This is a genomic window from Roseofilum halophilum BLCC-M91 (assembly GCF_030068445.1).
Classification (GTDB): domain Bacteria; phylum Cyanobacteriota; class Cyanobacteriia; order Cyanobacteriales; family Desertifilaceae; genus Roseofilum; species Roseofilum halophilum.
Genome location: NZ_JAQPOK010000112.1, coordinates 1 through 6818 on the forward strand (window position 1 = coordinate 1; position 6818 = coordinate 6818).

Consider the following 6818-nt stretch of genomic DNA (forward strand, 5'->3'; position numbering starts at 1 on the left):
ATCTGACGCAAGTTGGGGAGAGTTGACTCGACAACTGTCCTATAAATGCCGATGGTATGGCAGAAACTACATTGAGATAGATAGGTGGTTCCCTAGTTCAAAACGGTGTAGTAATTGCGGGCATATCGTTGAAAAAATGCCATTAAGTGTTCGGCAATGGGATTGTCCTGAGTGCGGAACACACCATGACCGAGATATCAATGCCAGCAAAAACATATTGGCCGCAGGACTTGCGGTTTCAGTCTGTGGAGCGAGTGTAAGACCAGAGCGGAGTAAATCCGTAAAGGCAACTGCTATGAAGCAGAAACCTAAATTGTGAGGTTTCCGCTTCGCGGACATGAATAGGAATCACCGCCCTTCTAGGGCGGTGAGGATGTCAAAACTATGACTGGGCTAACACGGATTCTCCCATTTGAATGCGCCATAAACTGGCATACACACCATTACGAGCTAATAGGTCTTCGTGATGACCGGATTCGATGAGTTTGCCGCGTTCCATGACGTAGATACAATGGGCATTACGGATAGTGGAAAGGCGATGGGCGATCGCAATGGTTGTCCGATTTTGGGTGATTCTCTCTAACGATCGCTGAATGGCTGCTTCTGTCTCATTATCTACCGCAGAAGTGGCTTCATCTAGAATCAGAATGGGAGGATCTTTGAGAATGGCACGGGCGATCGCCAACCGTTGCCGTTGTCCTCCGGATAATTTCTGACCCCGCTCCCCGACAATGGTATCATATTGTTGCGGTAATTCCATAATAAAATCATGGGCCTCTGCCAAGGTTGCCGCCGCAATGATATCCGGTTCAGAGGCATCAAATGTTCCGTAGGCAATATTTTCGGCTACTGTTCCATGGAATAAAAACACATCTTGGCTGACTAATCCCATACAGCGCCGCAAATCGTCTAGTCGTATGTTTTGTATCTCTATGCCGTCCAGGGTGATTGAGCCATCTTGAATCTCATAGAGCCGCAAAAGCAGCTTCACTAAGGTACTTTTTCCCGAACCTGTAGCGCCAACAATGGCAATGGTTTTGCCTGCGGGAATGGTGAGAGAGACCTGGTTTAATACTGGCAGGCGATCGCGATAGGAAAAACTGACATCTTTTAGCGCCACTTCACCGCGCACCCTCTCCAAAGGAAGGGGGGTATCACCGGGATGAATAGCAATGGGAGTATCCAATAACCCCATCACCCGGCGGGTTGAAGCCATGGCACGCTGACATAAATCTAAGGTATTTCCGAGGCGTGTCAGGGGCCAAAGTAACCGTTGAGTCATAAATACCAATGTACTATAAGTTCCCACCGCTAACGTGCCATTCACTGCCTTTAAGCCGCCATAGAGTAGGATGCAGCTAAAACCGAGTAAAATTAGCATCCGCACCAAGGGAATAAACGCCGCAGAATAGGCGATCGCCTCCTCATTGCTACGTCGATAAGCCGTTGAATCTTGCCCCACCCGCTTGACTTCGTATTCTTCGGCAGTAAAACTTTTAATCGTGGTAATGCCACTGAGATTATTGGCTAACCGATGATTGAGAAACCCAGCATTTTGCCGCACTTTCGTATAGCGAGGAGCGAGAAACTTTTGATAGGCGATCGACCCCCAAATAATAAACGGCATGGGAACCAGAGTCATCCACGCCACATCCGGCGCGACGATTAAAAACATTGTGCCAATGATTAAAACCGTGGTGGAAACTTGAATCACTTCATTGGCTCCCACATCCAAAAACCGTTCTAATTGGTTAATATCATCATTGAGAATCGCCATTAACTCGCCCGTGCTGTGGTCTTCAAAATAGGCAAGGTCTAGGTTTTGTAAATGACTGTAGCCATCTAAACGCAGATGATGTTGAATGGTTTGGGCCAAGTTGCGCCACAACCGTTCATAGGCGTATTGAAATGCAGATTCTAAAACCCAAACCAGGGCAGACACCAGGGTGAGCAGCAAGAGTTGGGTAAAAACGTTGGTGATTCCCAGGGCGGCGATCGCCGAATTTTCCTGTTTAACTACCACATCCACGGCGATCCCAATTAAGACGGGAGGCGCAAGATCGAAGATTTTGTTGAGGATCGATGTGGCGATCGCCAACCGAACTTGATTCTGATAGGGGCCACTATACTCGATTAAACGCTGGAGAGCAGAAGAACTCGATTTCACAGTTTTGGTCATGGGGTATAGAATTTAATTTCAATGAGATAAAAGCAGCTTGTTGTGACCAACAAGCTGCTCAGAAAAAAACTAGGTGAAATGGATGGGAAAACCTTCCATGGGCAATTACATCATACCCATGCCGCCCATGCCTCCCATACCCATACCACCCATGCCGCCCATACCGCCCATGCCGCCCATATCGGGAGCCGCAGCAGATTGGGGTTCAGGTTTTTCCACCACTAACGCTTCGGTGGTTAAGACCATGCCAGCAATAGAGCCAGCATTTTGCACGGAAGAACGAACCACTTTAGCCGGGTCAATAATACCCGCAGCAATCATGTCTACATATTCACCCGTGGCGGCGTTGTAGCCCACATTAAATTCGGTTGTCCGTACATGGGAAACCACAACTGAACCTTCAACGCCAGCATTATCAGCGATTTGACGTAGGGGAGCAGCTAGGGCGCGAGCGACGATTTCTGCACCAATTTGCTCTTCGGCGTTTAATTGAGCTTTGAGTTCTTCAACTTTGTTAGACAGGTGAATTAAAGTAGTTCCGCCTCCGGGAACAATGCCTTCATCAACGGCTGCTTTGGTGGCGTTGAGTGCATCTTCGATGCGGAGTTTGCGGTCTTTAAGTTCCGTTTCGGTAGCTGCACCGACTTTAATGACGGCAACTCCACCGGCGAGTTTGGCGATCCGCTCTTGCAGTTTTTCTTTGTCGTAATCAGAATCGCTTTCTTCGAGTTGGCGACGAATTTGGGCGATCCGTTTTTCCACATCCGCTTGGGTGTTGTTTTCCGAAACGATTACGGTGCTGTCTTTGTCGATGCTGATTTTGCGGGCGCTTCCGAGCATCTCTAGCTCGATGGCATCGAGACTTAAGCCCACTTCTTCGGAAATCACTTGACCGCCAGTTAATACGGCAATATCTTGCAGCATTTGTTTGCGGCGATCGCCAAATCCAGGGGCTTTAACGGCGGCGGCATTCAGTACCCCTCTGGCTTTATTCACCACCAGAGTCGCCAGCGCTTCTCCTTCGATGTCTTCAGCGACGATCAGCAGGGGTTGACTGGCTCTAGCCATTTTTTCTAACACGGGAACCAAATCTTGAATAGAGCTGATTTTTTTGTCCGTGAGCAGAATCTTGGCGTTGTCATATTCCACCGTCATTTGCTCGTTGTCAGTGATGAAATAGGGCGACAGATAACCGCGATCGATTTCCATCCCTTCCACCACTTCCAGCTCGGTGAGCAAGGATTTAGATTCTTCTACGGTGATTACGCCATCTTTGGTTACCGCTTCCATGGCTTTGGCAATCATTTGCCCCACTTCTTCGTCATTCCCAGAAGAAACAGTAGCAACTTGGGCGATCGCATCTCCTTCTACGGGTTTGGCAACGGCGGCAATTTCTTTGACCAAATGGGCGATCGTTTTTTCGATTCCCCGACGCAGTGCCACGGGGTTTGCACCAGCAGCCACATTTTTCAGCCCTTCCTTCACCATGGCTTGAGCTAAAACAGTGGCGGTGGTGGTTCCATCTCCTGCCGTGTCTTTGGTTTTTGACGCGACTTCCCGGATCAGTTGCGCTCCGGTATTTTCGAGAGCGTCTTCGAGTTCAATTTCTTTAGCGACGGTGATCCCATCATTAATGATTTGGGGCGCTCCAAATTGCTTTTCTAACAGCACATTCCGGCCTTTGGGGCCGAGGGTAATACGGACGGCATCCGCTAGGGCGTTTACACCTTTTTCTAAGGCTCTGCGCGATTCTTCCTTAAATGAGACGATTTTAGCCATACACCTTTAGGGTTAGGTTTACCTGATATCATCAGACGCTTTAGCACTCTCTTAGTTAGAGTGCTAACCTCTTCCACATATATCAGGTTTGGGCCAAGTTTCGAGGTAGGGATATCCACACATGGTCAGGGAGCTGGGTTGGGCCAGGGGCGATCGCCTATCAAGGACAATACAATAATAGAAAATAGAAGCAAACCTGTTCAAGGATTGACATTAGTGATGCCAACTCAACACCCCACACCAGCGATCGTTGTCATGCATGGCGATCAAACCGGAGAGGAACTTCTTACCGAGGCTTTACGAGTCTTGCAACCGGGGGTCATTGGCCAACCCCTGGAATTTATCGATTACGACTTGAGTTTGGAAAACCGTCAAGCCACTGACAATCAGGTGGTTTGGGATGCTGCCAAGGTTGCTCGCAAAACGGGACTAGCCTTGAAAGCTGCCACCATTACTCCAGAAACTGCCGGTGATGTGGGCAGTCCCAATGCTATCTTGCGAGAAGCCTTGGGAGCTTCAGTCATTTTACGAACGGGGCGACGCATTCCCCAGATTCTCCCCGTAGGCGGAGTTTATGCGCCGATTACCATTGTCCGCATGGCTGTAGATGATGCTTATGGTGCGAAGGAATGGCGGGAAACTACGCAAAGCGGGGATGAAATTGCCTGGCGCACTTCCAAGATTAGCCGTTCTATCTGCCGAACTGTAGCCGAGTTTACGTTTACCCATGCCAAGCGGACGGGGGCTAAGGTCTTTGGCGGGCCGAAATTCACCGTCAGTGCCACCTATGAAGGCATGTTCAAAGAAGAACTCGATGCAGCAGCCCAGCGCTATCCAGAGGTCACCTACCAACCCCTGCTGATTGATGCCACCTTTGCCCTGTTACTGCAAAATAGCGGCGAGGCCTTGGTTATCCCCGCCCTCAACCGGGATGGGGATTTACTCTCGGATATGGTGTTACAAATGTATGGCAGTATTGCCGGTTCCGAGAGTCTGGTCATGGGTTTTGATGCCGATACCTTGCAGGTGAAAACCGTTATGGCAGAAGCGCCCCATGGCACAGCCCCCGCCCTCTATGGCAAAGATATTGCTAATCCCATGGCTATGATTTTAGCTTGTGCTGCCCTACTGACCTATGTGAAAACTCCGGCTGGCGGTCGCGCAAGCGAAACGGAGTTTTATAGGGCTTCGCGTTCCATTTATGAGTCCGTCTTTGAAGCTATCTATGAAGGCAAAGCCACCCCCGATCTGGGGGGACAAATGATGACCTCTGAGTTTACTAATGAGGTGATCCGCAAGGTCAAAACTAAGCTGGAGGTCTGGTCTACCCTAGAGTCAACCTGATATGTAGTGGGGGAGTGGGGGAGTGGGGGAATAGGGGAGTCAACAAAAATTGTTCATTGTTCATTGTTCATTGTTCATTGTTCGCCAGAAATCAAAAATCACCTGTGCAGCCCGATCGCATACTCCAGGTTCTCCCAAAGCTTGGCGCATTTCGGCATAGCCTTGTAGCATTTCCTGGCGAATTTGGGGGTTTAATAACCGGTCTAAAGCGCTTTGGCTAATGGCTTCGGGAGTTGCTGCTTCTTGCAAAAATTCTGGCACAAGTGGCTTCATCTCCACTAAATTAGCCGGGGAAACATAGGGCAATGAGAGCTTGAGAATATGGCGGGCGATCCAAGCGGTGAGCGGATTTAAGCGATACATTACCACCTGGGGCACATCTAAGAGAGCCAACTCTAAATTCACTGTGCCCGATTTACAAATCGCTAAATCTACACCCGCTAAAACCTCCCGTGTTTGCTCTTCTACCAAGGTTGCATTCAGCTTAAAATTGGCGATCGCCTTTTCAATAGGTTCTCGAAACTCTGGCAAAGACAAAGGAATCCAAAATTGCGCGTCTGGTAACTGCTGCTGAATCTGTTGTGCTGCGGCAAACATCACGGGCAATAAATAGGTCACCTCTTGACGACGGGACGCTGGTATTAAGGCGATCGCCTTTTGATAGTCTGCAATACCTAACGTAGAACGAGCGCGATCGCGGCATGGAAACTCCTGCATCCGGTCAATCAACGGATGACCAACCCAATTCACCTTAACATTATGCTCCCGAAAAAATCGCGCCTCCTCTGGGAAAATAGCCAATAACAAATCCGTGATTTGAACAACTTTTTTCCTATCCCGTTGATTCTGAGACCAAACCCAGAGCTGGGGAGCAATATAATAAATAATCGGCACGTCAGAGAAATCGCGGCACAAATAGCCCCCAATACTCAAATTCGGCCCCATATAATCAATTAAAATAATCAAATCTGGGGGATTTTGCCGCAAATAGCGCTTAACTTCCTCCTGCATTTTTAACGTCGGCAACACAAAGGGCAAAGCTTCTAAAATTCCCACAGAACCAATTCCCGCAGTTTTTCCCAACAATGTCGCCCCCGCATCAGCCATGCGCTCTCCCCCCAACGCCACAATTTCCAGCTCCAACCCATTTTGGCGACCATAACGGTGCAACGCTTCCACTAACAAAGCGCCTTGCAAATCTCCTGAAACTTCACCGGTACTGATAAAAATGGTGGTCATGGGTAATGGGTAATGGGTAACAATTTAAGGCTGTAAGCTGGTTATCAAGGAGATAGTATAGAACAAAAGCACGTTATCTCGCCAAATGGTTAACCTCACCCAAAAGCCAGCAAAAATCTCTCGGACTCCCAAAAGGGAAGACCTACCCACCATGTACGAGCTACCCAGTGAAGAAGTAGGAGAAGCGGGTTTGCCAGACCAATATCATCCCATACAGGCTCAACTGTTAGAGGAAACCTTTCAACCAGCCACCTATTCCCCAGAACAGGTATTTTCA

General features: G+C 48.8%; 5 protein-coding genes and 1 pseudogene. 3 read left to right on the forward strand and 3 right to left on the reverse strand.

The features are described 5' to 3' along the window. Positions 1 to 319 (forward strand): RNA-guided endonuclease InsQ/TnpB family protein (locus PJF56_RS15250; RefSeq protein WP_283763546.1); only part of this gene is annotated, 319 nt, incomplete at its 5' end. 63 nt (positions 320 to 382) lie between these two features. Here the strand turns inward: PJF56_RS15250 and PJF56_RS15255 are convergent. Both PJF56_RS15255 and groL read right to left on the reverse strand, forming a co-directional pair. Next, positions 383 to 2179, reverse strand: coding sequence for an ABC transporter ATP-binding protein (locus PJF56_RS15255; protein ID WP_283763547.1), 1797 nt, complete (start codon positions 2177 to 2179; stop codon positions 383 to 385). A 105-nt stretch (positions 2180 to 2284) separates the two neighbouring features. Next, positions 2285 to 3958, reverse strand: coding sequence for a chaperonin GroEL (gene groL / locus PJF56_RS15260; protein WP_283763548.1), 1674 nt, complete (start codon positions 3956 to 3958; stop codon positions 2285 to 2287). 219 nt (positions 3959 to 4177) lie between these two features. Here groL and PJF56_RS15265 point away from each other — a divergent pair, with 219 nt between their 5' ends. Then, positions 4178 to 5302: an isocitrate/isopropylmalate family dehydrogenase gene (locus tag PJF56_RS15265; RefSeq protein WP_283763549.1), complete on the forward strand. Its 1125-nt coding sequence runs from the start codon at positions 4178 to 4180 to the stop codon at positions 5300 to 5302. 60 nt (positions 5303 to 5362) lie between these two features. On the opposite strand, the gene lpxB is transcribed toward PJF56_RS15265, so the two are convergent. Continuing rightward, positions 5363 to 6541 (reverse strand): lipid-A-disaccharide synthase, encoded by a 1179-nt coding sequence (gene lpxB / locus PJF56_RS15270; protein WP_283763550.1) that lies wholly within the window; start codon positions 6539 to 6541, stop codon positions 5363 to 5365. An 85-nt stretch (positions 6542 to 6626) separates the two neighbouring features. Between lpxB and PJF56_RS15275 the strand changes: the two are divergent. Next, positions 6627 to 6818, forward strand: a pseudogene (locus PJF56_RS15275) (hypothetical protein); the annotation flags it as partial.

Bases quoted from the DNA above. Each gene is read 5' to 3' on its own strand.
- PJF56_RS15255 (WP_283763547.1), bottom strand. From the start codon at position 2,179: ATGACCAAAACTGTGAAATCGAGTTCTTCTGCTCTCCAGCGTTTAATC.
- lpxB (WP_283763550.1), bottom strand. From the start codon at position 6,541: ATGACCACCATTTTTATCAGTACCGGTGAAGTTTCAGGAGATTTGCAA.
- PJF56_RS15265 (WP_283763549.1), top strand. From the start codon at position 4,178: ATGCCAACTCAACACCCCACACCAGCGATCGTTGTCATGCATGGCGAT.
- groL (WP_283763548.1), bottom strand. From the start codon at position 3,958: ATGGCTAAAATCGTCTCATTTAAGGAAGAATCGCGCAGAGCCTTAGAA.